Below are 22473 nucleotides of genomic sequence, written 5' to 3'. Positions count from 1 at the left end.
GTCGGCACCCCGGTCCGGGGCGGCCGCCGGCTCAGGCGGCCGTGACCCTCACCGGCTCGGTGTCCGCGTCGCTGTGCCGCTGGGCCCAGCTCTCCAAAGCGGTCCGGCAGGCGTGATCGAGGTGGTGCAGCCCAGAGAGGTCCACCCGGATCGGGCGGTCCTGGGGCAGCGCCTCCAGGCTGTCCAGGATCTTCGGCAGCCGCAGGAAGGTCGCGTTGCCCGACAGGTGGGCGTCGATCGGTCCCGCGCCCTTGTCGACGACCTCCAGTTTGAGGTGCGAGGCCTCCCAGGCGGTCTTGACGATCGACAGGGCGAGCCCGATCAGCACGCCCTCGAACATGCTCACCGCGACGATCGAGACCGCCGTGACGACGAGGACGACCGCCTCGCCCCGGTGCTCGCGCCAGAGCACGGCCAGCGCGCGCACCGGGATCAGCTTGGCGCCCGAGTAGACCAGGATTCCGGCGAGCGCCGGGATCGGTATGTATCCCAGCACTCCCGGCAGCAGGGCCGCGAACAGCAGGAGCCAGACGCCGTGCAGCACCCGGGACGCCTTGGTGCGGGCGCCCGCCTGGACGTTGGCCGCGCTGCGCACGATCACTGCGGTCATCGGCAGCGCGCCGAGCACCCCGCAGAGCGCGTTGCCCGCGCCCTGGGCGATCAGCTCCTGGTTGTACCGGGTGCGCGGACCGTCGTGCAGCCGGTCCACGGCCGCCGCGCTGAACAGCGACTCGGCGGACGCGATCAGCGTGAACGCGACGATCGTGCCGATCAGCCCGGTGCTCGCCAGTTCGCCGAAGGCGCTCAGCGGGGGCGGCTGGACCGAGTCCAGCAGCCCGTGCACCTCGACGGTGGCGACCGGGAGGCTCAGCAGGAAGGCGGCCAGGGTGGCGAGGCCGACGGCGGCCAACGGTCCGGGGACCGTCCGCACCTTCGCCGGGGCGTACTTCCACAGCACCAGGACCGCGACCGTGCCCGCGCCGAGGGCGAGCGAGGCGAGCGCCGCGCCGTCCCCGAGGGCGTCCAGGAACGCCCCGGGCAGCCCGGCTATCTTCCCGGGGCCGGACTCGGGAGCCTTGGCCGCGAGCGCCGGATACAGCTGCCCGGCGATCAGCACCAGACCGATTCCGGCCAGCATGCCCTCGACGACGGAGACCGAGATGGCCCGGAACCAGCGCCCCAGCCGCAGCACACCCATGGCGATCTGGAGGACACCGGTGACCAGCACGATCACCCCGAGCAGCGGCAGCCCGAACTCCCGCACCGCCTCGAAGACGAGCACGGTCAGACCGGCGGCCGGCCCCGACACCTGAAGGCTGCTGCCCCGCAGCATCCCGGTGACGAGACCGCCCACGATGCCGGTGACCAGGCCGAGTTCGGCCGGGACACCGGAGGCGACGGCCACGCCCACGCAGAGCGGGAGCGCGACCAGGAACACGACGAGAGAGGCGGCGAAGTCCTGACGTATGTAAGGGAACTTGGTCATCGTGGCGCTCACAGGGCCTCGAAGGTGTCGGTGCCGGCGCGGTGTTCGCGCACGGCACCGGTGTGGACCTCGTAGTACCAGCCGCGCAGGGTCAGTTCGCCCGCGGGCAGCTTCCTGTCGATGCAGGGGTACGAGCGCAGCCGCAGCAGCTGGGCGAGCACGTGGTTCTGCACGCCTTCCGCGACGGCCGGGTCCTCGGCCGCCCCGCTCGGCCGCGGTCCGGCGCTGGCCAGCCAGTCCCGTACGGCGGGTACGGCGGTCAGGTCGTCGCCGCGCACCAGCGCGCCGACGGCACCGCAGTGCGAGTGCCCGCAGACGACGATGTCGCGGACGCCGAGCACCTCCACGGCGTACTCGATGGTGGCCGCCTCGCTGGTGGGGGTGGTCGAGGCGTACGGCGGGACGATGTTGCCCGCGGTGCGCAGCTCGAAGAGCTCGCCCGGGCGGGCGCCGGTGATCAGGGCCGGGACGACCCGGGAATCGGAGCAGGTGATGAAGAGCACCTGCGGGGACTGGCCTTCGGCGAGCCTGGCGAACTCCTCAGGGCGTTGTCCGAACGTACGGGCGTTGTCGATGAGGGGCTGCATGGTGTGTGGATTCCTCCTGGCGCGCTACAGCGGCGCGTCGGGCTTGCACGACGTTTGTGGGGGGAGAGGGCGTGAGGAGCCCCGGGCAGAGCCCGTTCCGTCAGCAGCGGAAGACCTGAAGTGCGGCCGGTGAGTGGGCTCTGGACGCTCTCGACGTGCTGTGGTGCCCGGCCGTGGCGGGCACCGGGGTGCGTATGGCCTCGGTGTGCCGTGTGCTGGGCGGACGGTCGTCCGCCCAGCCGGCGGTGGCGCTGCGATGGCGGTCGGCGCTCCGCGGCGAGCCGGGCGGCTCGCCGCAGTGTCCGTGGAGGTCGCGGAGGATGTGCGAACCGGCGCGGACGGCCTTCGCCGAGGACTGCGGCCCGCGCTGGGCTTTGGCCTCGACATGACTGAGGGTGTGCGCGGCTGCGAAGGTTTCCACAGGCGCGAAGAACTGGACGGCGAGCAGGGCGGCGGCCAGGAGCGAAAGCACGGTCCGGGCAGTCTTACCTCGGAACATGAGCCTCCCTCGCGGCAGTTCACGCCTCTCGTGTGCACCAAGCACAAGTCAACGGTTGGTCAAGAAACACGTTAACCCTGCAAAGTTGTTTGCAGGGTTAACTCGGTGTTGCGAGCCGAAGAGAGCGTGAAAAGTGCCGGTGGCGTGGCCTGATCGGGCTCTTGACCCGGCGAGTCCGATCGAATAACGACGCGATCACGGGCGCCTAGTCGGTGGCCACGAGCCCCTTGGCGTCCCTGGCCAGGGCGGTGAGCCGGGATATGGCGCGGAAGTACTTCTTCCGGTAGCCGCCGTTCAGCATCTCCTCGCTGAACAGCCGGTCGAAGGGCAGTCCTGAGGCCAGGACCGGGACCTCGCGGTCGTAGAGCCGGTCCGCGAGGACCACCAGACGCAGCGCGGTCGACTGGTCGGGCACCGGCTGCACGTCCGTCAGGCAGACCGCGGTCAGCCCGTCGGTGAGCGCGCCGTACCGGCTCGGGTGCACCTTGGCCAGGTGATCCAGGAGGTGCCGGAAGTCGTCGAGCGAGGCGCCCGGGGTGGCGTGGGCCGCCTTCGTCACCTGTTCGTCGGAGTACGGCGCCGGTGCCTCGGGCAGGCCGCGGTGGCGGTAGTCCTCGCCGTCGATGCGCAGGGTGCGGAAGTGGGCCGACAGCCCCTGGATCTCGCGCAGGAAGTCGGCGGCGGCGAACCGGCCCTCGCCGAGCTTGCCCGGCAGGGTGTTGGAGGTGGCGGCGAGCGCGACACCCGCCTCCACCAGACGCCCGAGCAGCGTCGACACCAGGACCGTGTCGCCGGGGTCGTCCAGCTCGAACTCGTCGATGCACAGCAGGCGGTGGCCGGAGAGGGTCTGCACGGTCTGCTGGAAGCCGAGGGCGCCGACCAGGTTGGTCAGCTCCACGAAGGTGCCGAACGCCTTCAGGGCGGGCTCGGCGGGCGTGGCGTGCCAGAGGGAGGCGAGCAGGTGGGTCTTGCCGACGCCGTACCCGCCGTCGAGGTAGACGCCGCGGGGCCCGGCCGGTGCCTTGGGCGCCTTCGCCTTCCCGAAGCCGAAGAGGCCGCGCCTGCCCCCGGCCACCGCGTGCGCCCCGCCGAGACCGCCGGCGAACCCTTCCAGGACCCGCACGGCCTCGGTCTGGCTCGGCTGGTTCGGGTCCGGGAGGTAGGTGGCGAAGCGGACCGAGTCGAAGCGGGGCGGCGGCACCATCTCGGCGACCAGCCGGTCCGCGGGAACGTGCGGCGAACGGGCGCACAGGGACAGCGGGGCCGCGTCGGCTATGGGGCTGACCTCGGATGCGGCGGGAGAAGACGACACGGTTACCCATGCTAAGCGCTCGGCCGGAAGTGCCGCGATAGGCCACCGGTCCGCCGCGGCCTCGTCGTGGCTGGTCGCGCGGGTCCCCACGCCCCTCGGGTGCGCTGCCTGACCGCAGCTGACTTCGTCCGACCTGTCCGGCTGCCGTGCCAGACTGCACGACATGCGACGCCTGTTCCCTGTGACCGAACAAACAGCTGCGCGGGCCTTTGGCGGTCCGGCCGAACGGGAGGGGGCCGAGGGTCGCGGTCCCGTCGACCGGGAGTGGAGCCTCGCCGAGCTGGCCCTCGCCTATGCCTACCCCGAGTCCGCCGGGCGGGAGGCGTGGCTGCGCGCCAACATGGTGTCCACGCTCGACGGGGCCGGGCAGCACGACGGCCGGTCGCAGCCCATCTCCGGCGCGGCCGACATGCGGATCTTCGGCACCCTGCGCGGGCTCGCGGACGTCGTCGTCGTGGGCGCGGAAACGGTACGGCAGGAGGGGTACCGGCCGGTACGCCAGCGGGCGGAGTTCGCGGGTGCCCGGGCCGCGGCCGGCCAGGGCGTGGTCGCCGCGGTCGCCGTCGTCACCGCGAGCCTCGACCTCGACTACTCGCTCCCGCTGTTCACCTCACCCCTCGTGCCCACGCTGATCCTCACCGGCGCGGCCGCCGCCCCCGACCGCGTCGCCGCCGCCGAGAAGGCCGGCGCCCGCGTGGTGGTCGCCGGTGACGGGGTCGGCGTCGACCCCGCCCGCGCGGTCCGTGCCCTGGCCGGCCTCGGCCACACCCGGCTGCTCACCGAGGGCGGACCCCGGCTGCTCGGGCAGTTCGTCGCCGCCGGCGTCCTCGACGAGCTGTGCCTGACCGTCTCCCCGATGCTCACGGCGGGCGACGCGCAGCGGATCGCCGGGGGACCCGGTGTCGCCGTACCGCGACGCTTCGAACTAGTGTCCCTCCTGGAAGAGGCCGGATTCCTGTTCGGTCGCTACCGCCGGTCCTGAAATCAGCGGAATGTACCGTTCCGCTTAGCTTCCGGCGGGCAAACTGAATCCGGCAGTACCCGTGCGATCACGGGGCAGGATGGTTTCCGCAGGGGTGCCGGCCCCACGGAGGACAGAGGGTCGTGCGGCCCTCTAGGGAGAAGAGGCGCCTGGTGTTCACAAGCGTTCTGATGATCGAGAAGGCCCTGACGTCCGCCGACGTGGATTTCGTCACCACCTTGCACGGGGACGAGCAGGTCGCCTTCCACGTACTGCTCCAGCCGCGTGGCGACCAGGCGGACCGCCTGCTGCGGGCCATCGACGACATCGCACTCGGCGAACTCGACGAGGCGACGCGCGAGCGCGAGACGCCGGAGGGGGATGCGGCGAAGGGCCCCGCGGAGCAGGCGCTGGACGTGTCCCTGACGGCTCTGCGGGCGGCGGGCAGCACGGCGGAGGGGCGGATGGTCGAGGACCACCCGCTGGACGCGCTGCGCAAGCTGGTGGAAGAGGTGGGCGCGGACGAGGTGATCGTGCTGACCGATCCGCACTACGTGGAGGAGTTCTTCCACCGCGACTGGGCGTCGCGGGCGCGGCACAAGGTGGGGGTACCGGTGCTGAAGCTGTTCTCGCACAGCAAGGTGTAGGCGCCGCAGGAGTGTGGGGTGCGGTGCGTCGGCGGGTGGGTGCGCGGGGGCTGGTCGCGCGGTTCCTCCCCCAGCCTCCGGCCGGGGGTGCCCCCAGCGCCCCTGGCCGGGCGCTGATGCTCGCGCCCCTTGCAGGGCGCCCGGTGTCCGAGCACATAGGCTAGGCACGCTTTCGCACGTCACCGTCTCTGGGAGAAACACATGGCACCCGGCCTTCCTTCCGCCATGGAGCGTCCGCACTTCATCGGGATCGGCGGCGCCGGGATGTCGGGGATCGCCAAGATCCTCGCGCAGCGCGGGGCCGAGGTGGCCGGGAGCGACGCCAGGGAGTCGGAGACCGCCGGGGCGCTGCGGGCGGTCGGCGTCACCGTGCACATCGGGCACGCGGCCGGGCACCTCGCCGACGACGCCAGCTGTGTCGTCGTGTCGTCGGCGATCCGGAAGGACAACCCCGAGCTGGCCCGCGCGGCCGAGCTGGGCGTCCCGGTGGTGCACCGCTCCGACGCCCTCGCCGCGCTGATGGACGGCCTGCGGCCGATCGCGGTCGCCGGCACGCACGGCAAGACCACCACCACGTCGATGCTCGCGGTGTCCCTGACCGCGCTGGGCCGCGGCCCCTCGTACGCCATCGGCGGCGACCTCGACGCGCCCGGCTCCAACGCCCTGCACGGCGAGGGCGAGATCTTCGTCGCCGAGGCGGACGAATCCGACCGCAGCTTCCACAAGTACGCGCCCGAGGTCGCCATCGTCCTCAACGTGGAGCTCGACCACCACGCCAACTACGCCTCGATGGACGAGATCTACGAGTCCTTCGAGACCTTCGCCGGCCGGATCGTGCCCGGCGGCACGCTGGTGGTCAACGCCGACCACGAGGGTGCGCGGGAGCTGACCCGGCGGGTGGCGGGGAAGGTCCGGACGGTGACGTACGGCGAGGCCGCGGACGCCGACGTCCGGGTGCTGTCCGTCGTACCGCAGGGCCTGAAGAGCGAGGTCACGGTCCTGCTGGACGGGACCGAGCTGACGTTCACGGTCTCCGTGCCCGGCCGGCACTACGCGCACAACGCGGTCGCCGCGCTGGCCGCGGGCGTGGCCCTGGGGGTCCCCGCCGCCGAGCTCGCGCCCGCCCTGGCCGCGTACACGGGTGTGAAGCGGCGCCTCCAGCTCAAGGGCGAGGCGGCCGGCGTCCAGGTGATCGACTCCTACGCCCACCACCCGACCGAGATGACCGCCGACCTGGAGGCCATGCGCGCCGCGGGCGGGGACGCCCGGATCCTGGTCGTCTTCCAGCCGCACCTCTTCTCCCGCACCCAGGAGCTGGGCAAGGAGATGGGCGACGCGCTGGCCCTCGCGGACGCCTCGGTCGTCCTCGACATCTACCCGGCCCGTGAGGACCCGATCCCCGGCGTCACCAGCGAGCTGATCGTCGAGGCGGCGCGGGCGGCCGGTGCCGAGGTCACGGCCGTGCACGACAAGGACGAGGTCCCCGCCGTCGTTGCGGGAATGACGAAGCCCGGTGATCTGGTTCTCACCATGGGCGCGGGAGACGTGACGGACCTGGGCCCGAGGATCCTGGAACGCCTGGCGAAGTGAGGGGCTGAGAGTCATGTCGTACGACGTCGAGAAGCCGGACGAGCAGTGGCGGGCGGAGCTGTCGCCGGCCGAGTACGCCGTGCTGCGTCAGGCGGCGACCGAGCCGGCCTTCAGGGGTGAGTACACCGACACCAAGACCAAGGGCGTGTACTCCTGTCGCGCCTGCGGTGCCGAACTGTTCACCTCCGACACGAAGTTCGAGTCCCACTGCGGGTGGCCGAGCTTCTACGACCCGAAGGACACCGACGCGGTCGAGCTGATCGAGGACCGCACCCACGGGATGGTGCGCACCGAGGTGCGCTGCGCGCGCTGCGGCTCGCACCTCGGGCACGTGTTCGAGGGTGAGGGGTACGCCACCCCGACCGACCAGCGCTACTGCATCAACTCGATCTCGCTGCGGCTGACCGCCGACGAGAGCTGAGTCCGGCCGGGCCCGTCTTCGGACGGGCCCGTGGGCCGGGCGGCTGGTCCCCGGACCGGCGCGGATTGAGATTCCGTGAGGGTGCCGGGTGCCGCGCGGTGGTTCCAGGGCCGAAGGGGGCCCGCGTCCGCCGACGTACGCAGCCGCGGCAGGGCGGTCCAGCTCGGCGGAGGAGGCGGGGGGTGGAGCGCCCCGCTGGAAGAGCCGCGATGTGCGGTCAGTCGTCCGCGGCGCCGTCGTGGCTGGTCGCGGAGTTCGCCGCGCCCCTGCGGGGCGCCGCCGAACCCGCCTGCTTCCTCGGCAGCGTCAGGGTGAACACCGTGGTGCCCGTGGCGCCGTCGGCCAGGCCGATGGTCCCGCCGTGCGCCTCCACCAGCGCCCGGGCCACCGACAGGCCGAGCCCGCTGCCGCCGCGGTCCCGGCTGCGGGCCTTGTCGACGCGGTAGAAGCGGTCGAAGACCCGGGCGCGGTCGCCGGCCGGGACGCCGGGGCCGTGATCGGCGACGCTCACTGACGCCGAGTCCGCGGTGACCGTGACCGCGACGGAGACCGGGGTGCCGGTGGGCGTGTGGACGGCCGCGTTGGTGAGGAGGTTGTCCAGCACCTGGCGGATCCGGACCGGATCGAGGCGGACCGGCACCGGGTCCGGGCCGGCGGTCACCGTCAGCGGGTGGTCGGCGTGGGCGGCGCGGAAGGCGTCGGCCGCCTCCCGGACCAGTTCCGTCAGGTCTGCCCGCTCCAGCCGCAACGGGGTCTCCACCTCGGCCGCGTCGAGCCGGGCGAGCAGCAGCAGGTCGTCGAGGAGGATGCCCATCCGGGCCGCCTCCGCGCGCAGCCGGGCCAGGTGCCGCTCGCGTTCCTCGGGCTCGTTGGCGGCGGCGTACTGGAAGAGGTCGGCGTAGCCGCGTACCGACATCAGGGGGGTGCGCAGCTCGTGCGAGGCGTCCGCGACGAACCGGCGCAGCCGTTGCTCGGCCTCGGCGCGCACGGCGAGCGAGTGGTCGATGTGCTCCAGCATCGTGTTGAAGGCGGTGCGCAGTTCCTCGACCTCGGGGCCGCCGCCCCGCTTCGCCGCCCGTAGCGGCAGCCGGGCCGCCGACTCCGTCAGGTTGTGCGAGGCGATGCCGTGGGCCGTGTGCGCCATGTCGCTCAGCGGTTCGAGACCGTGCCGCAGCAGTCGGCGGCCGAACACCACCAGCGCCAGCAGCGCCAGCCCGAAGGCCACCACCTGGACCGTCACCAGCTGCCGTACCGTCGCGTCGATGCTGTTCGTCGGCGCCCCGCTGACCAGCACCACCCCCGGCTCCACCGCGCAGCCGCGCAGCCGGTACTGGCCCTCGCCGGTCAGGTCCTCGGTGCGCAGCACCTCGGTGCCTGCGGCGATCTGTGCCTTCGCCACCGAGGTGAGCGGGGCGATGTCCGCGGGCAGGTCGCCGCTCTCCTCGGGCTCGCGCAGCACCGGGGTGCCGTCCGAGACGTCGTACACGGCGTAGTACCAGTGGTAGTACTTCTTGCCCTGGAGCGTGCCGTTCTGCGCGATGCTCTTGGACTGGGCGACCTGAGCCAGCCCCAGCTGGTCGTCCAGCTGGGCCGAGAGGTAGTCCCGCATGTACATCGTCAGCGACGTGCCGACGACCGCGAACACCACCAGCGCCAGCGCCCCGAGCCCCAGCGCCAGCCGGGTGCCCAGCCGCATCGCCCGGTACGAGCGCCGCAGCCGGGCGATCACTCCGCGGCCTGCTGCCGTATGACGTACCCGAAGCCGCGCACGGTGTGGATCAGCGGTTCGCCGTCCTCGTCCATCTTCCGGCGCAGCCGGCTGACCACGAGCTCCACCACGTTCGAACGGCCGCCGAAGCCGTATTCCCACACGTGGTCGAGGATCTGCGCCTTGGTGAGCACGGCCGGCGATTTGCGCAGCAGGTAGCGCAGCACCTCGAACTCGGTCGGCGTCAGGGAGAGCAGCCGGTCGCCGCGACGCACCTCGCGGGTGTCCTCGTCCATCGTCAGGTCGGCGACCCGCAGTACCGAGCGCTGGAAGCCGGGACCGGCGCTGCGCCGCAGGACCGTGCGCAGCCGGGCCATCAACTCCTCCACCGCGAACGGCTTGACCAGGTAGTCGTCCCCGCCCCGGGTCAGCCCCGCGACCCGGTCGGCCACCCCGTCGCGGGCCGTGAGGAACACCACCGGCACCATCGTCCCGGAGTGCCGCAGCCGGTCGAGCACACCGAAGCCGTCGAGGTCGGGCAGCATCAGGTCGAGCACGACGATGTCCGGCCGGAACTCGGCGGCCCGCGCCAGCGCGTCCTCACCGGAGTACGCGGTGACCGCGTCCCAGCCCTCGTACCGCGCGACCGTCGCGACCAGGTCGGCGATCGGCGGGTCGTCGTCCACGACGAGGAGTCGTACTTTTTCCACCCGCTCATACTGCGGCACGCGGCCGTGGCCGCCAGACCCGTGCCCTCACCGAAAACACATCGATAACCAGTTGAAAGTCGTCCGACAGGAAAACGACAGCGGCCACGGGTGAAGCTCGACTCCCAGGACCCGACCAAGGAGCGGCCCACCCGTGACGACCGTCCCAGCACCCCCTGCGCCCCCTACGCCCCAGGGTGGTGGCCCGGCCCGCCCGTCCCCGACCGGCTGGCCCCGCGCGAACTGGCCCGGCTCGTGCCGGACATCGCCGACCGGGACGTCTTCCTGTGCGGGCCGCCCCCGATGATGAACGCGGTCCTGCGCACCCTGGGTGACCTGGGCGTGCCCAAGCCGCAGATCCACTTCGAGCGTTTCAGCCTGGCGGGATGAGAGAGACACCGTGCAGCGAGCCATACCCGTCGTCGTCCTGAGCATCGCGGGCCTGGTCCCCGTCTGGCGCTACGAGCCGTCGACCGGCGGTACGACCACCGCCGGCACGTCCGCCGCCGAGCCCGCACCGAGTTCCTCGGCCGCCGCCTCTTCGGGGACGGTGGTCAAGGGCACCACCGTCACCACGGACAAGGGCCCGGTGCAGGTCCGGGTGACCTTCTCCGGGGACAGGATCTCCGCGGTCACGATGCTCCGGCAGCCGAACCATCCGCAGACGGCGGCCGCCGTGCCGGTGCTGGTGTCGGAGACACTGAAGGCACAGAGCGCGGACGTGGACACCGTGTCCGGGGCGGATGCCGTGGCCACGGCCGCCTTCGCGATGGGTGCCGAGGGCGTGGTATGGGCGGCCGCGCATCCCGGCTGTGAGGTGTTCGCGGTGGACGCGGGGCGGCAGGTGCTGCGCACGGCGGGCTTCCCGGTCGCGGGGGAGCGGCCGGCGGCCGCCTGACGCGTCCCGGCGGCTCAGCGGACGGGGGAGGGGTGCTCCTTCGCCAGGCGTGCGACGGACTCCGCGGCCGCGTCCAGCGCCGCCGTCCGCTCCTGGTCGGTCATGCGGGCCGGCGCGTGGGTGACCACCGGATCGAGGACCTGGAAGCCGACGAACTCCAGCATTCCGCGGCGGATGTGGAACAGGAAGTCGTCCAGCGCGCCGTAGGTGCCGCCGGGCCGGAACGCCTCGCCGGAACCGCCGGTCGTGACCAGCAGGACCGCGCGCTTTCCGGCGAGGGCCCCCTGGTCGAAGAGCCCGTGCTCCCCGCCGAAGACCTCGCCCATCACGAAGACCCGGTCGATCCATCCCTTGAGGACGGCGGGCAGCGAGGACCACCACAGCGGGAACGACAGCACGAGCAGGTCGGCGGCGAGCAGCCGGTCGAGATGGTCGCGGACGGCCGCGTCGAGCGTCCCCGCCGCGACGGCCCGCATCTGCTCGGCCTGCGGCTTGAACGGGCCGTCCACCGGTGCGAATTCCTCGCGGCCGAGGACCGGGGCCCAGCCCTCGGCGTAGAGGTCGAGGACGTCGACGCGGTATCCGGCCTCGCGCAGGACCCGGGCGGCGGTGGTCATCTGGGCGGTGTTGAACGAGCGGGGCTCGGGGTGAGCGTGCACGATCAGTGCGGCGGGCGCGGCATCGGCGGCATCGGCGGCAGCGGAGGTCGACATGAGGAGATCATATCGACATATTGCGATGCGTCAATGGGAGTTGGGGGTCAGAGAGCGGTGCCGATCGTCTCCGCCAGCCGCGCCAGCCGCTCCTCGGCACGTCGGTAGTGGGTGAACTTGCCCACCCTCGTGGGGTGTACGAGCCCGGCCCGTTCGAGGGTGCTCATGTAGCTGGAGACCGTCGACTGGGAGAGCCCGGACTTGGCCTGGATGTGCATGACGCACACGCCGACCGACCGGCGGTCCGCGATCGGCTCGTACGCGGCGAAGTGCGTGTCGGGATCCTTCAGCCACTGCATGATCTGCAGCCGGGCCGGGTTGCCGAGGGCCTTGAACACCTCGATCAGGCCGTTCGGGTCCAGTTCCGCCGTCGCTGCCATGTGCCACCGTTCCCGTCGATCACTCCGACACACCACGATATCTCGATGCGAAGGGGGAGCGGGTCGGCCCATGTGGGACGCGTCCAGTCGGCACGGACCGCTGTACGCGCTCACGGCAGTGCCGTGCTTCTTCACCCGGGTCGCGACCTCGGAGTCGGTGCCTGACCGCCGTTGGGGCGGTCCTGGGGCTTCACCGGGCGAGGAATGGAAATCAGGCAACCCGCAGGTGGCGCACGGCGGACGACGGGCAGGTCACAAACTGAAGAGGATCAGTCAGCTGCCAAAGCGCTGAAACACTTCCGGTTTAGACTCTGGCAGAACAGCCTGCGCCACGGCGACCGTGGTCGATATCTGGGCACTTTCTGGCAAACCCGAAGGGTATTCGGCGTTTTGATACGGATAGATTCAGTCACCAAGCGGTACCCGGACGGTACGGTCGCCGTCGACCGGCTCTCCCTGGAGATACCGGACCGTTCGATCACCGTCTTCGTCGGCCCCTCGGGCTGCGGCAAGACGACGACCCTGCGGATGATCAACCGGATGGTGGAGCCCACCGAGGGCCGCATCCTCCTGGACGGCGCCGACATCCACGCGCAGCCGGTCAACACCCTGCGCCGGTCCATGGGTTACGTCATCCAGAACGCCGGTCTCTTCCAGCACCGCACCATCATCGACAACATCGCCACCGTGCCCCGGCTGCTCGGCTGGACCAAGCAGAAGGCGCGGGCGCAGGCGGCCGAGCTGATGGAGCGGGTGGGTCTGGACTCGGCGCTCGCCAAGCGGTACCCGTACCAGCTCTCCGGCGGCCAGCAGCAGCGCGTCGGCGTGGCCCGGGCGCTCGCCGCCGACCCGCCGGTGCTGCTGATGGACGAGCCGTTCTCCGCCGTCGACCCCGTGGTCCGCAAGGGTCTCCAGGACGAACTCCTGCGTATCCAGGACGAGTTGGGCAAGACCATCGTCTTCGTCACCCATGACATCGACGAGGCGATCAAGCTCGGCACGATGGTCGCCGTGATGCGCACCGGCGGCCATCTCGCCCAGTACGCTCCGCCGGCCGAACTGCTCACCGACCCCGCGGACGCCTTCGTCGAGGACTTCCTCGGCGCCGACCGGGGCATCCGGCGGCTCTCCTTCTTCCCGTCCGCGGACCTGGAACTGCAGACCGCCCCGATCGTCGCGATCGACGCCGACGCCGCCCGGCTCGGCGCCCGCGCCACGGCCGGCGCGCCCTATCTCCTCGTCACGGACCTGGACGGCAGGCCGCTCGGCTGGGGCGAGCCGCGGACCCTCTCCGCCGGCTCGATCCGCGCAGAGCAACTCGTCCCGTACGGACGCCCTTTCGTTCCCGGCCGCGACTCGCTGCGCGCCGCCCTGGACGGTTCCGTGCTCTCGCCGACCGGCTGGGCCGTGGCCGTGGACGGCGAGGGACGCGCGGTCGGCGTCGTCTCCCAGCAGGTCATCGGCGCCGCGATCCGCACCGCCCACGCCGAGGGCCGCGACGACGCGAAGGTCGGGGGATGAGCGGCTTCTTCGACATCCCGAGCGACCTTCAGAACACCTACTTCGGCCTGATCGGCCTGCACCTGCGCGAGGCCCTGATCCCCGTGCTGGCCGGCCTCCTGGTCTCGCTCCCCGTCGCCCAGCTCTGCGTGCGCTTCCGCTGGCTGTACCCGCCGGTGCTGGGCGTGACCACGATCCTGTACGCCATCCCCTCGCTGGCCTTCTTCGTCGTCCTCATCGACTACACGGGCCAGACCGAGACGACGGTGATGATCCCGCTCGCCGTGTACAGCCTGGTGGTCCTGGTCCCGGCCATCGTGGACGGCGTCCGCTCGGTCCCGGCCGAGACCCTGGCCGCCGCCACCGCGATGGGCCTCGGCCCGGTACGCCGGTACTTCCAGGTGCAGCTGCCGATCGCCGTCCCCGCCATCATCGCGGGCCTGCGGGTGGCCACCGTGTCCAGCATCTCCCTGGTCAGCGTCGGCATGCTGATCGGCAACCAGGGCGCGCTCGGCAACCTGCTCAACGACGCGAACATCTACCACCGCCCCGAACTGGCGGTGAACTCGGTCGTGACCACCGCCGTGCTGGCCATCCTGGCCGACGCCGTCCTCGTCCTCGTACGCCGTGTGCTGACGCCCTGGATGCCGAAGGAGAGCGCCCGGTGAACGTCCTCAACTTCATCCACGCCTTCTTCAGCGACAGCAGTCACTGGCACGGCTACGACGGCATCCCCACCCGGCTCTGGGAGCACGTCCAGTACTCCCTGGAGGCGCTGGCCTACGCGGCCGTCATCGGCCTGCCCATCGGTCTGGTCACCGGCCACTACGGGCGCGGCGGCAACACCCTCGCCCTGATCGCCACCGCCGGCCGGGCACTGCCCAGCTTCGGTCTGCTGGTCCTGATGTTCATCTGGCTCGGCTTCGGCATGCTGCCGGTGATGATCCCGCTGGTGATCCTCGCGGTGCCGCCGATCCTGGTCACGACGTACGAGGCGATGCGCTCGGTCGACCCGTCCCCGGTGGACGCGGCTCGCGGCATGGGCATGCCGGAGTCACGCGTCCTCTTCCAGGTCGAACTCCCGGTCGCCCTTCCGCTGATCCTCAGCGGCCTGCGCTCGGCGGCGATCCAGATCGTCTCGACGGCGACCATCGCGGCCTACGTCAGCCTCGGCGGCCTCGGCCGCTACATCATCGACGGCCTCTACCAGAAGAACTACGAGAAGGTCGTGGGCGGCGCCACCCTGGTGGCGGCGATGGCCCTGGCGACGCTGGGCATCTTCTGGGCGCTGCAGCGGCTGACGGTCTCGCCCGGAGTACGCCAGGGCAACTGACTCAGGGCGCTGGGGGGTACCCCCGGCCGGAGGTCGGGTGGGGAACTGCGCGCTCAGGCACACACGGCCCGCAGCTCCCCACCCACCGCACTACTCCCCACTGCGCGCCAGCGCCAGTTCCAGCACAACGAGCAGCGCATCCCGCACAGAACCCCGTTCCCGCGCGTCGAAGACGACCAGCGGCGTACCGTCGGCGACATCCAGCGCCCACCGCACCTCGTCCAGCGTGTGCTCGACGCGTCCGTCGAACGCGTTGATCGCGACGGCGAACGGAATCCCCTTGTGCTCGAAGTAGTCGACCGCCGCATAGCAGTCGTCGAGGCGACGCGTGTCAACGATGACGAGCCCGCCGAGCGCGCCTTCCACGATGTCGTCCCACATGAAGCCGAACCGTTCCTGCCCGGGCGTGCCGAACAGGTACAGCTTCAGTGTCGGGTCGATGGTGATGCAGCCGAAGTCCATCGCCACGGTCGTGGTCGTCTTGCGCGGGGTGAGCGAGAGGTCGTCCACACCCGCCGCGACCTCGGTGATCGAGGCCTCGGTGGTCAGTGGCTCGATCTCCGAGATCGAGCCGACGGCGGTGGTCTTGCCCACGCCGAAACCGCCCGCGATGACCATCTTCACCGGCAGCGGCGGCCGGACGGCCGTACGCCCGGTGCCACGGGTCAGCGAGTCAGTCGGTGTCACGGAGTACCCCTCGGGAGTCGGGGATGGCCCGCAGGCCATCGATAACCCTGCGCAGGACGGACGAGTCGTGGGTGGCCTCGAAGTCGGGCACGTGCACCGTCAGCTGCCCGGCCTCGCGCAGGTCTTCGGCCAGCACCCGGACCACGTTCAGGTGCAGCCGCAGCCGGGCCGCCAGTTCCGCGAGCGACTGCGGAATCCGGCACGCGGCGATGATGTCGTGCTGCTCGAAGGAGAGCCGGTCCAGGGCGGTGAGTCCGGCGGCGGTGGCCACCACCTGGGTCTCGACGGGCATCGCCGGTCCGGAGGCGCTGTCCGCCACCCGGCCGGCGGTGACCAGGAACGGCCGTACGGCCGGGGCGGGGCCGACCGGGTCCGGGCCCGGAGGCGGGTCCGCCATGGCTGTGTCTTCCTCTCTCGGCCTTCTCGGCTGTGCCGACCGGCGATGCCGGTCAGCGCGTCTGTGGGACGCCGACGCTGTTCTTCAGTTCCAGGACGAGCTGCGGACTGAGCGCCGTACCCGCGCGGTTGGCGAACAGCGTCATCTCGTAGGCGATGTTGCCGAGCTTGGCCTCCTTGTCGGCGACCACGCCGAGCACGGCGCCGCTGCCGATCGCGGAGACGATGACATGGCCGCCCTCCAGGTCGATGATGACCTTGTTGAGGCCGCCCAGGCCGTAGTTGCCGGACGCGCCGGCGGCCAGGCTGGTGATGCCGGAGACGATCGCGGCCAGTCGCTCGGAGTGGGCGCGCTCACGCAGTTCCGAGACCGCGATCAGCAGACCGTCGGAGGACACGGCGATCGCGTCGACCACGCCGGCGGTCTCGGTGGCGAAGCGGTTCAGCAGCCAGGTGAAGTCGGCTGCGGCCGCCTGCAGGTCGGTCGGCGTGACGCCGCCCGTCGGGGTGTCACCTGTCGACGTGCTCACTGCTCGGCTCCTTCCGGAAGGTGGTTCTGGTCCTGCGGGGGGTGCAGGGGGTCGGTGCGCGGTGCGGGCCGTTCGTAACTCCCGGTGTCGCCCTCGCGCCGGGCGCGTTCCACCGCCGCCTCGAACTCGTCCAGGGCGTCCCGTTCGGCCTCGGCGTCGCGGGTGCGCGGCGTCTGGGCGAGGGTCTGGGCGGCGCCGACGGTGGTGCGCAGGGTCGCGCCGCGTACCCGGCGGCGCAGCGGGCGGGGCCCGTCTGCGGAGTCGGGGACGGCGTCTGCGTCCGCGCCGGCGGGGGGTTCGCCGGAGCGTGCGGCCGGGATCAGCGGGGGCTGCGGCGGCTCGGGCTCGGGTGCGGACTCGCGGCGCGGCAGCCGGCGGGGGAGCGGGCTCTCCTGCTCGGCCCAGGAGGGCACCGCGACGGCGGGGGTCGGGCCGGTCGGTTCGGCCGCTGCCGTGGGCGCCGCCGGTATCGCCGGCGCCACCGGTACGGCAGGACCGCCGGCGCCGGTCGGCTCCGTGGTGAACGGGGTGCCGGAGGTGTTCGCCACCGCGCTCATCGTCAGCAACAGGCGGGTGGGCAACGTCACTTCGGCGGTCACACCGCCGCCCGGGGTCCGGGTCAGCTCGACGCCGATCTCCCAGCGCCGGGCCAGCGCACCCACCACGAACAGACCGAGCACCTTGGTCGGCACCAGGTCGAGGCGTTCACGGCGGATCAGGCGCTGGTTCTCCTCGGCCAGCCGCTCGGCGCTCATGCCGAGGCCATGATCGGTGACAACGATGTGTGCGCCCGCCTCGCTGGAGCGGACGGTCACCTCGACGGGGCTGCCGGCCGGCGAGAACGACACCGCGTTCTCCAGGAGTTCGGCCACCATCAGCGTGAGGTCGCCGATGATGTCCGGCTCGATCATGGCCTCCGTGCCGGCGTACAGCCGTACCCGCTGGTAGCCCTCGATCTGGCCGAGCGCGGCCCGGACCACGTTGGACACCGGGGTCGGCCCCGCGGCCAGCACGGTCTCGCGAATGCCGGCCAGCAGCATCAGGCTGTCGGCGTTGCGGCGCAGGCGGACGGCGATGTGGTCGATGGAGTAGAGGCGTTCGAGGAGGGCCGGGTCGGTCTCGGCCCGCTCCACCGCGTCGATGAAGGCGAGCTGGCGGGTGGTCAGGTTGCTGACGCGGCGGCCGACGTTGCCGAACATCTCGGCGGTGTTGCGGCGGCTGAGCACCTGGCGTTCGAGCAGGGCCGCGGCGGTGGTCTGCACCTGGTTGAACGCCTCGGCCAGGTCGCCGATCTCGTCGCGCGCGGTGACCGGCATGTCCCGCAGCCGGGGCGGGCCGGAGTCCTCGGCGTCGTCGTCGGCGACGCGGGCGAGTTCGCGCCCCGCCACCTCGGCGACCTCGTGCGCGACCCCGGTCAGGGCCTGCACCGGGCGGATCACCGAGCGGCGGACCAGCGCCGCGAGGGTGATCCAGAGGACGAAGCCGAGCAGCGCGCCGCTCAGCAGCAGCACGGCCCGCAGTTCGGCGGCGCGGTCGGCGGCGTCGGCCCGGTCGGCGATCTGGCCGATGAGCGAGGTGGTGATGGTCAGCCGGGCGGTGGCCTGCTGGAGATAGGCCGGGTAGTCGGTGAGCGCGTCCTTGACTGCCTGCCGGATCTGGTCCTGGTTGCCGGACTGCAGCTTGGTCGGGTCGATCTGCAGCTCGGCGAAGGACTCGGCGATGGTGCTCTGGGCCTTGGTGTGCTCGACGTCGGCCAGCTGCCGCGCCTGGCCCTCGGTGGCGAACCGGCTGAACCGTTCGGCCTGGTGCTGGTACAGGTCGTAGGCGCCGACCGCGTTGGTGAACTCGATCAGGGCGTTGGTGTCACCGGTCGTCGCCGCGAGCACGTTCGTCTCGAAGGCGCCGTGGGCGGCGTCCGCGCGCAGCAGCGAGTCCAGCAGGTTGCCGGTGAAGGTGTCGGCGAGGTTGGCGTTGCGGTCCAGGCCGAGGCCGTCGATCAGGTCGTTGGACGCGTTGGTGTAGGCCGGGTCGATGTTGTCGGCGGGGAGGTAGGACTGCTCGACGGAGTCGCGGAGGCTGGACAGCCCCTCGATCTGCCGCAGGGCGGCCGCCTCGCTGTCCGGCAGCCGGTCGCCGAAGGTGTCGCGTACCTCCGCGACCTGGGAGTCCACCGTCTTCTGGGCCGCGCGGTAGGCGGCCGCCGAGGGGGTGGAGTAGCCGGATTCGTAGCGCGCGGAGAGCAGGATCGCCTGCTGGTGCTCCGCTTCGACGCTGTCCACGAGGCGTGCCACCTGCGCGCTGTCCCGGACCGTCTGCGCGACGTCCTCCGCGCTGGTGGACTGCCCCAGCAGGTCGGTGAAGACGTAGGCCAGCAGTACGGCGATGACGGCGAGCGGGACACCGACCAGCAGGTTGAGCTTGCGCCGGAAGGGCCAACGGTCGGCGAAACCCCGTATCCCGCCCCGCGCCTGGGCGGGCCGGACGGGCGCGTCCACCTGGTTCGTGGACACCGGGCCTCCTTCATGAGGGTGTCTGGTCTGGGGGGCGTCTTCACCCCGAGCTGTTGCTGAACGACACCGAGTAGCGGGCCCCGTGCACCGCTGTGACCGATATCAACTGCCGTGAGACTACAGCGTTCTTGAAGCTCGATTCCGCTTGCTCTTTATCAAGAATCCGTTACAAAGAGACCGCTCTCCGTCCACAACTGGCCACGGATCGAAGCCAATCGGTAACCCGGAGGCACTTGACTCACCGAGAACCGGCTGGATTGGATCGTCGGGAGTGGTTCGCAACAGCCCGTGGCGCAACAGCTCCCGCGTGGTTCGCAACACCCCCACCCTTCCCACAGCTCCCGGAACGGCAACCGTGACTTCCAACACCCTTCCCAGCAGGTCAATCCGGACATACCGAGGCGTGGCGGCCGTCGCGCTCGCCGCGACGACGGCCCTGCTGGCGGGCTGTTCCTCCTCCTCCAGCGACAGCAAGTCCGACCCGCTGTCGGACAGCAAGGCGAGCGGGGACACCGTGGTCGTCGGCGCCAACAACTTCGCCGAAAGCAACCTGATCGCCGACATCTACGGCGAAGCGCTCAAGGCCAAGGGCGTGAAGGTCACCTACAAGCCGAACATCGGCAGTCGTGAGACGACCTACGGACTGCTCAAGAACGGGTCGATATCGGTCCTGCCCGAGTACAACGGCGCCCTGCTCGCCTACCTCGACCCGAAGGCGGCCCCGAAGACCATCGAGGAGACCACCTCGGCCATCGAGGCCAAGCTGGACTCCAAGCTGACGCTGCTGAACCCGGCGGCCGCGCAGGACAAGGACACGGTGACGCTCAACGCGGCCACCGCCGCCAAGTACAACCTCACCGAGAAGTCCTCCATAGCCGACCTCAAGACCATCGCCAAGGACCTGGTCATCGGCGCCTCGCCGGAGTTCCAGACCCGTCAGCAGGGCCTGGTCGGCCTGAAGTCCGTCTACGGCCTGGAGTTCAAGTCCTTCAAGGCGCTCGACGCGGGCGGCGCGCTCACCCAGGCCGCTCTGAAGAAGAACGCGGTGCAGGCCGGCGACATCTTCAGCACGGACCCGACCATCACCAAGGAGAAGTTCGTCGTCCTCCAGGACCCGAAGAACCTCTTCGGCTTCGAGAACGTCCAGCCCCTCGTATACAAGAGCGCCCTGAACCAGACGGCCACCGACGCCCTCAACGCCGTCTCCGCCAAGCTGGACACGGCGACCCTGCTGGACCTGGACACCCAGGTGCAGTCGGGCAACAAGGACCCGCTGGACGTCGCCCAGGCCTGGCTGAAGAAGGTCGGCCTCAGCAGCTGACCGTGCCCGACCTGCCACGGATCGTCCCTGGACCCTCCTTGGACCGTGTCGTGCTCGACGGCAACGGCCTCGGCCTGACCGGACTCGTCCGGCTGGCCGACGCCGTTGCCGTTCCCCTCGTGCCGTCCGAGGCGCTCGACCGGGTCCGCCGGGCCCACGAGCGCGCCGGGCACCTCGCCGCCCGGGGCCGCTGGTACGGCCGCGGCACCGGCGTCGGCGCCCACCGCTCCGTCACCGTCGCCCCGGCCGACGCGGCCGGCCACACCGTGCGCCTGCTGCGCAGCCACGCCGGCGGCGCGGGCCCGCTGCTGCCGGCCCGTCAGGCCCGCGCGCTGCTGGCCGTCCGGGCCAACCAGCTGCTGGCCGCAGGCTCCGGCATCCACCCCTCCTTCGTCACCGGGCTGACCGAGGCGCTGCGCCTCGGTGTGCACCCCGCGGTCAACGAGTACGGCGGGGTCGGCACCGGCGACCTCGCCGCCCTGGCCCAGACCGGCCTCACCCTGATCGGCGAACGCCCCTGGCTCACCGCGTCCCCCGACGCCGAACTGCCCGCCCCGCTCACCCTCCGCCCCGGCGACGCGCTCGCCCTCCTCAGCAGCAACGCCCTCGCCCTGGGCCGGGCCGCCCTGGCCTGCCACGACCTGGACGTGCTGCTGCGGGCCACGCACGCGGTGGCCGCCCTCTCCCTGGCCGCCGTCTCCGGATCCGCGGAGGCGTACGCCCCCGAGGTGCACGCCCTGCGCCCGTACCCCGGCCCGGCCAGGGCGGCGGCGGAGGTACGACGTCTCCTCGCGATCCCCGGCCACCCGGTCACCACCGGCCGCCGCATCCAGGACCCCTACGGCTTCCGCGCCTTCCCCCAGGTCCACGGTGCGGCCCTGGAGGCCGCGGACCGGCTCCGCCACGTCATCGAGACGGAGATCAACTGCCCCACGGAGAACCCGGTCCTGGCCCCCGACGGCAACGTCTACCACCACGGCGGCTTCTTCGCGGCCCCGCTCGCCCTGGCCCTGGACGGCCTCGACCTCGCCCTCCTGCAGACCGCCCAGCTCTCCGCCGCCCGCCTCCAGGCCCTCACCCGCCCCGACCTCACGGGCCTGCCCGCCTTCCTGACCGCGGGGCCGGCCGGCAGCTCCGGCACGATGATCCTGGAGTACACCGCCAACTCGGCCCTGGCAGAGCTCCGTTCCAGCGCGGCCCCGGCGTCGGCGGGCCACACCGTCCTCTCCCACGGCCTGGAGGAGGCCGCGAGCTTCGCGGACCAGGCGGCGAAGCAGGCGGAACGTGCGGCCGAGGCCTTCCCGGTGGTACTGGCCTGCGAACTGGTCGCGGCCGTACGGGCGTTGCGGATGGGCCCGGTGGAACCGACGGTGCCCGCCTTCACACTGGCGGCAGCGGCCCTGTCGGCAGACATGGAGGACCGTGCGCTGACAGGTGACGTGACGACGGCGATGGAACTGCTGCCCCTCCTGGCCGACGTGTGAAAAGCGCCCGCGTACTGGCGGCGGGCGTGAGTCTCACGCCCTGGCCGATCGGCCTGACGGTGCCGTCGAACGCCGTACAGCAACCGGGGGCGACACCGGGCGTGGCGGTCCTGGGGAGTGCCTGTCCGGACGGCTCGGCGGTGACGGCCTGCGCCGTGGCCGTGCGCCCGGCCGCGCTCTGCTGGGCCACGAGCCGGCGGATGTGAGCGCTCCCCTCCCGCCGGCCCCGGCCCCGGCCTCGCTGCGGTCCGGTCAGAGGTCGAACTCGTGCGGCGGCAGGTCCAGCGTGTAGCACGCCTCGCGGACCACGGCCTGCTCGGTCTTGTCGAAGTCGCCGTCGGCGCCGCCGATCACGATGCCGATCTGGATGACGGCCCGCGCCTCGGCCGGCTTCTTCTTCGCCTTGGCCACCTCCTGGAGCACACTCACCTTGCCGAAGGCGAAGTCGGCGGTCAGCTTGTTCAGGTTCTCCTCGAAGCGGCGGCGCAGGTCGTCCGCCGGGAAGTTCTGCAACACCTCGTTGGTGGCGATCAGCTGGGCGACCCGCTGGCGCTCGGCCGGGTCGATGGTGCCGTCGGCAGCGGCCACGAGCGCGCACATCGCCATGCTCGCGTCCCGGAACGCCCCGCTCTTCAGGTCGTTCTTCTTCGCCACCAGCTGGGTCTGCATCTGCGTCGCGGAATCCTTGATGCGGTCCCACAGGGCCATGCGCACTCACTCCTCGGTCGGAAAGCAGCCTGCTTGCCAAAAAATTACTTCTACAACACCGTAGAAACTTGCGCGGCGGCCGATAAGTTCCCGCG

General features: G+C 71.6%; 24 protein-coding genes and 1 pseudogene. 12 read left to right on the top strand and 13 right to left on the bottom strand.

Annotated features, from left to right (window positions below):
* Positions 1 to 31: 31 nt before the first annotated feature.
* The 4 genes from BLW82_RS10330 to zapE all read right to left on the bottom strand — a co-directional run bounded on the left by BLW82_RS10330 (position 32) and on the right by zapE (position 3884).
* A complete protein-coding gene (locus BLW82_RS10330) occupies positions 32 to 1486 on the bottom strand; it encodes a SulP family inorganic anion transporter (RefSeq protein ID WP_093507977.1) in 1455 nt (484 codons plus the stop codon).
* Between the two features lie 8 nt (positions 1487 to 1494).
* Positions 1495 to 2073: a carbonic anhydrase gene (locus BLW82_RS10325; RefSeq protein ID WP_093498508.1), complete on the bottom strand. Its 579-nt coding sequence runs from the start codon at positions 2071 to 2073 to the stop codon at positions 1495 to 1497.
* Between the two features lie 100 nt (positions 2074 to 2173).
* Positions 2174 to 2545, bottom strand: a complete 372-nt coding sequence (locus tag BLW82_RS10320) for a hypothetical protein (protein WP_256215744.1) — start codon at positions 2543 to 2545, stop codon at positions 2174 to 2176.
* A gap of 232 nt (positions 2546 to 2777) precedes the next feature.
* Positions 2778 to 3884, bottom strand: coding sequence for a cell division protein ZapE (gene zapE / locus BLW82_RS10315; protein ID WP_093498506.1), 1107 nt, complete (start codon positions 3882 to 3884; stop codon positions 2778 to 2780).
* 163 nt (positions 3885 to 4047) lie between these two features.
* Here zapE and BLW82_RS10310 point away from each other — a divergent pair, with 163 nt between their 5' ends.
* From BLW82_RS10310 to msrB, 4 genes are all read left to right on the top strand, one after another.
* Positions 4048 to 4866, top strand: a complete 819-nt coding sequence (locus BLW82_RS10310) for a pyrimidine reductase family protein (RefSeq protein WP_093498505.1) — start codon at positions 4048 to 4050, stop codon at positions 4864 to 4866.
* A 152-nt stretch (positions 4867 to 5018) separates the two neighbouring features.
* Complete coding sequence (locus tag BLW82_RS10305; protein ID WP_093498504.1) at positions 5019 to 5492, top strand: indole-3-glycerol phosphate synthase; 474 nt, start codon at positions 5019 to 5021, stop codon at positions 5490 to 5492.
* 201 nt (positions 5493 to 5693) lie between these two features.
* The gene (gene murC / locus BLW82_RS10300; RefSeq protein WP_093498503.1) at positions 5694 to 7082 is read left to right on the top strand and encodes a UDP-N-acetylmuramate--L-alanine ligase; all 1389 of its coding nucleotides are present in this window, start codon (positions 5694 to 5696) and stop codon (positions 7080 to 7082) included.
* 13 nt (positions 7083 to 7095) lie between these two features.
* A complete protein-coding gene (gene msrB / locus BLW82_RS10295) occupies positions 7096 to 7503 on the top strand; it encodes a peptide-methionine (R)-S-oxide reductase MsrB (protein WP_093498502.1) in 408 nt (135 codons plus the stop codon).
* A 217-nt stretch (positions 7504 to 7720) separates the two neighbouring features.
* Here the strand turns inward: msrB and BLW82_RS10290 are convergent, their stop codons facing one another.
* On the bottom strand, positions 7721 to 9232 hold the full coding sequence (locus BLW82_RS10290; protein WP_093498501.1) for a sensor histidine kinase: 1512 nt from the start codon (positions 9230 to 9232) through the stop codon (positions 7721 to 7723).
* A complete protein-coding gene (locus tag BLW82_RS10285) occupies positions 9229 to 9921 on the bottom strand; it encodes a response regulator transcription factor (RefSeq protein WP_093498500.1) in 693 nt (230 codons plus the stop codon). Before BLW82_RS10285 ends, BLW82_RS10290 begins: the two co-directional genes overlap by 4 nt.
* Positions 9922 to 10125: 204 nt before the next feature.
* Between BLW82_RS10285 and BLW82_RS10280 the strand changes: the two are divergent.
* Positions 10126 to 10308 (top strand): annotated as a pseudogene (locus BLW82_RS10280) (oxidoreductase); the annotation flags it as partial.
* Positions 10309 to 10318: 10 nt separating this feature from the next.
* Positions 10319 to 10816 (top strand): FMN-binding protein, encoded by a 498-nt coding sequence (locus BLW82_RS10275; protein WP_093498499.1) that lies wholly within the window; start codon positions 10319 to 10321, stop codon positions 10814 to 10816.
* Positions 10817 to 10830: 14 nt separating this feature from the next.
* On the opposite strand, the gene BLW82_RS10270 is transcribed toward BLW82_RS10275, so the two are convergent.
* Together BLW82_RS10270 and BLW82_RS10265 are read right to left on the bottom strand one after the other, a co-directional pair.
* On the bottom strand, positions 10831 to 11529 hold the full coding sequence (locus tag BLW82_RS10270) for an NAD(P)H-dependent oxidoreductase (protein ID WP_093498498.1): 699 nt from the start codon (positions 11527 to 11529) through the stop codon (positions 10831 to 10833).
* Between the two features lie 47 nt (positions 11530 to 11576).
* A complete protein-coding gene (locus BLW82_RS10265; RefSeq protein ID WP_093498497.1) occupies positions 11577 to 11909 on the bottom strand; it encodes an ArsR/SmtB family transcription factor in 333 nt (110 codons plus the stop codon).
* A gap of 390 nt (positions 11910 to 12299) precedes the next feature.
* On the opposite strand from BLW82_RS10265, the gene BLW82_RS10260 reads away from it, so the two are divergent.
* Genes BLW82_RS10260 through BLW82_RS10250 form a run of 3 tightly spaced genes read left to right on the top strand, consistent with a single transcriptional unit; the run spans position 12300 to position 14742 of the window.
* On the top strand, positions 12300 to 13430 hold the full coding sequence (locus BLW82_RS10260; RefSeq protein WP_177232905.1) for an ABC transporter ATP-binding protein: 1131 nt from the start codon (positions 12300 to 12302) through the stop codon (positions 13428 to 13430).
* Positions 13427 to 14077, top strand: a complete 651-nt coding sequence (locus BLW82_RS10255; RefSeq protein ID WP_093498496.1) for an ABC transporter permease — start codon at positions 13427 to 13429, stop codon at positions 14075 to 14077. Before BLW82_RS10260 ends, BLW82_RS10255 begins: the two co-directional genes overlap by 4 nt.
* Positions 14074 to 14742 carry an ABC transporter permease gene (locus BLW82_RS10250; protein WP_093498495.1) on the top strand — a complete coding sequence of 223 codons (669 nt, stop codon included), beginning with the start codon at positions 14074 to 14076 and terminating at the stop codon, positions 14740 to 14742. The genes BLW82_RS10255 and BLW82_RS10250 overlap by 4 nt, the downstream gene beginning before the upstream one ends.
* A gap of 90 nt (positions 14743 to 14832) precedes the next feature.
* Here the strand turns inward: BLW82_RS10250 and BLW82_RS10245 are convergent, their stop codons facing one another.
* From BLW82_RS10245 to BLW82_RS10230, 4 genes are read right to left on the bottom strand one after another with little or no spacing between them, the layout of a single operon-like run.
* Positions 14833 to 15429, bottom strand: a complete 597-nt coding sequence (locus BLW82_RS10245; RefSeq protein WP_093498494.1) for a GTP-binding protein — start codon at positions 15427 to 15429, stop codon at positions 14833 to 14835.
* The gene (locus BLW82_RS10240; protein ID WP_093498493.1) at positions 15416 to 15826 is read right to left on the bottom strand and encodes a DUF742 domain-containing protein; all 411 of its coding nucleotides are present in this window, start codon (positions 15824 to 15826) and stop codon (positions 15416 to 15418) included. The genes BLW82_RS10245 and BLW82_RS10240 overlap by 14 nt, the downstream gene beginning before the upstream one ends.
* Before the next feature lie 52 nt (positions 15827 to 15878).
* Positions 15879 to 16355, bottom strand: coding sequence for a roadblock/LC7 domain-containing protein (locus tag BLW82_RS10235; RefSeq protein ID WP_093498492.1), 477 nt, complete (start codon positions 16353 to 16355; stop codon positions 15879 to 15881).
* On the bottom strand, positions 16352 to 18865 hold the full coding sequence (locus tag BLW82_RS10230) for an ATP-binding protein (RefSeq protein ID WP_093498491.1): 2514 nt from the start codon (positions 18863 to 18865) through the stop codon (positions 16352 to 16354). Before BLW82_RS10230 ends, BLW82_RS10235 begins: the two co-directional genes overlap by 4 nt.
* Positions 18866 to 19220: 355 nt before the next feature.
* On the opposite strand from BLW82_RS10230, the gene BLW82_RS10225 reads away from it, so the two are divergent.
* The 3 genes from BLW82_RS10225 to BLW82_RS10215 are packed head-to-tail and all read left to right on the top strand — an operon-like array spanning position 19221 to position 21876.
* A complete protein-coding gene (locus BLW82_RS10225) occupies positions 19221 to 20186 on the top strand; it encodes an ABC transporter substrate-binding protein (protein WP_093498490.1) in 966 nt (321 codons plus the stop codon).
* Between the two features lie 38 nt (positions 20187 to 20224).
* The gene (locus BLW82_RS10220; protein ID WP_256215743.1) at positions 20225 to 21670 is read left to right on the top strand and encodes an aromatic amino acid lyase; all 1446 of its coding nucleotides are present in this window, start codon (positions 20225 to 20227) and stop codon (positions 21668 to 21670) included.
* A 26-nt stretch (positions 21671 to 21696) separates the two neighbouring features.
* Entirely contained in the window at positions 21697 to 21876 is a 180-nt protein-coding gene (locus tag BLW82_RS10215) for a hypothetical protein (protein WP_143063655.1), read from the top strand.
* A gap of 46 nt (positions 21877 to 21922) precedes the next feature.
* On the opposite strand, the gene BLW82_RS10210 is transcribed toward BLW82_RS10215, so the two are convergent.
* Positions 21923 to 22378, bottom strand: a complete 456-nt coding sequence (locus BLW82_RS10210) for a tellurite resistance TerB family protein (protein ID WP_093498487.1) — start codon at positions 22376 to 22378, stop codon at positions 21923 to 21925.
* Positions 22379 to 22473: the final 95 nt, after the last annotated feature.

The organism is Streptomyces sp. Ag109_O5-10, assembly GCF_900105755.1.
Lineage (GTDB): Bacteria > Actinomycetota > Actinomycetes > Streptomycetales > Streptomycetaceae > Streptomyces.
This window is presented reverse-complemented; position numbering and strand designations above follow the sequence as displayed.

Coding starts and splice junctions, on each gene's coding strand:
- msrB (WP_093498502.1), top strand. CDS start 7,096: ATGTCGTACGACGTCGAGAAGCCGGACGAGCAGTGGCGGGCGGAGCTG.
- BLW82_RS10330 (WP_093507977.1), bottom strand. CDS start 1,486: ATGACCAAGTTCCCTTACATACGTCAGGACTTCGCCGCCTCTCTCGTC.
- BLW82_RS10265 (WP_093498497.1), bottom strand. CDS start 11,909: ATGGCAGCGACGGCGGAACTGGACCCGAACGGCCTGATCGAGGTGTTC.
- BLW82_RS10310 (WP_093498505.1), top strand. CDS start 4,048: ATGCGACGCCTGTTCCCTGTGACCGAACAAACAGCTGCGCGGGCCTTT.
- BLW82_RS10325 (WP_093498508.1), bottom strand. CDS start 2,073: ATGCAGCCCCTCATCGACAACGCCCGTACGTTCGGACAACGCCCTGAG.
- BLW82_RS10240 (WP_093498493.1), bottom strand. CDS start 15,826: ATGGCGGACCCGCCTCCGGGCCCGGACCCGGTCGGCCCCGCCCCGGCC.
- murC (WP_093498503.1), top strand. CDS start 5,694: ATGGCACCCGGCCTTCCTTCCGCCATGGAGCGTCCGCACTTCATCGGG.
- BLW82_RS10255 (WP_093498496.1), top strand. CDS start 13,427: ATGAGCGGCTTCTTCGACATCCCGAGCGACCTTCAGAACACCTACTTC.
- BLW82_RS10210 (WP_093498487.1), bottom strand. CDS start 22,378: ATGGCCCTGTGGGACCGCATCAAGGATTCCGCGACGCAGATGCAGACC.
- BLW82_RS10270 (WP_093498498.1), bottom strand. CDS start 11,529: ATGTCGACCTCCGCTGCCGCCGATGCCGCCGATGCCGCGCCCGCCGCA.